Here is a 1678-nt window from a genome sequence, read left to right on the forward strand (position 1 = left end):
CACCATAAAACGCGAGATTTTAGAATCTGAATGTCCTATGAAATTTCTAAAGTCATAGATTTCTTCTCCGTGGTCGCTAAAATAAATCACTATGCTATCACTTCTTTCAAATCTTTTGATAATCTCACTTAAGATAAAATCACCATAGAGGGTGGCGTTGAGATAAGCGGCAATTTGGGATTTATCTGCAAAATCTGGCGCGTCTATATCGCGCGCGCTAAAGATTTTAAACGAGGTGGGGTAGCGATTTTCATATCGTGCGTGAGTCCCCATAAGGTGCAAGGCAAAGAAGGTTTGTATTTTTTGCTGGGGGGGGGGAGCGATATATTTATCAAGCAGAGGCAAAATCGCCTCATCGTGCTTACTCAAATCAAAACTATCCCCACTATGAACAAATATTGCCTCATCAGCGCGTTTAAGTATCGTAGCAACTGCATTACCGAACATAGAAAGCTGCTCTTGATTTGATATGCTAATGGTGTGATAGCCCCCTAGTTTAAGGGCATCGATAAGATTGAGATATTCATACCATTGCTTTTGTGAATCTTTGTTTGCTAGGGTGAGTGAAAGGGAGAGGGCTTGATGTGTATGTGCGTGAGGAGAAATAACATCACTAAACACAAAAAGATTATTTGGTTTAGAATCTTTAAGATTATCTAAAAGTGGTGTGGTAGGTAATGGATATCCATAAAGGCTTAATTTACCTCTTTGGGTAGATTCTCCAATGACAAGCACAATATTATCAATAGGATTTTGTGCTTTTTGCACTTGCAAATCCGTAAAAATAGAATCAAATTGCTCCTGTATTTTTTGGTATTCTTTAAAGGCGGCATAGGTTTTTTTAAAGGTATCATCTGTTGTTGTATATATATGATTAATCATATCGCTATAACGCAAATCAGGCGAAGATGGGCGCATTCTCGTGATATGCACAATCACCACAGAGATGAGGATAACAAGATAAAGCCATTTGAGAAACTTAAGATTATCAGGGGTTTTTATGCGATAGAGCAAAAACACACTTATCAAAGCAAGCACATACACAGCGCATAAAAACCAACTCGCATAAGTTTGCAAAAACTCTGTGGCTTCTTGGGGATTGCTCTCAAAGGCTACAAGCATAAGATAAGGATTTATGGGCGTATCAAAATTATAAAGCACAAAAATTTCTATAATAAAACAAAACGCGCTACACAAAAGTAAAAAGCCTAAAAGCAGATTCTGTAAAGCCCTTAAATGTGTCCAATATATCAGGCTTAAAAGCGCGATATATGTGAGGCAAAACATTAAGATTCTATACCCAAAGCTTACAAAAAAATAAAAATCAAAGCGCGTTTGTAGCACCATATAATGTGAATAGAAAAGCACGATAAAGTTTAGCCAAAAAAGCACTAAAAAGGCGTGAAAAAACCGCTTATCATAAAATGGATTAGAAAAAAATTGCGCGATGTTTAAGTTTTTTGCCTTGTGCGTCATCTTGTATGCCTTATATTAAATCTTCTCACTTTGTTTTAAAGCCTTTTACAAATCTTGCAAATTCTAACATTTATTTACTTTAGCTCCCTTACTACCTATTTATTCCTCTTAGTTGTTTCCTTGTATGCTGCATTTACCTTGCTCAAGATAGCTTTTTTGTGTTTTTAGCTCTTTATCATAATCTTTTACATTACTCTTATCT

General features: G+C 36.0%; 1 protein-coding gene. It reads right to left on the reverse strand.

Annotation, left to right across the window (positions count from 1 at the left end):
- Nucleotides 1–1476: phosphoethanolamine transferase (locus LS65_RS09660; protein ID WP_138129871.1), on the reverse strand; the 1476-nt coding region annotated here is incomplete at its 3' end.
- Nucleotides 1477–1678: the final 202 nt, after the last annotated feature.

It is taken from the genome of Helicobacter japonicus (assembly GCF_000762845.2).
GTDB lineage: Bacteria > Campylobacterota > Campylobacteria > Campylobacterales > Helicobacteraceae > Helicobacter_C > Helicobacter_C japonicus.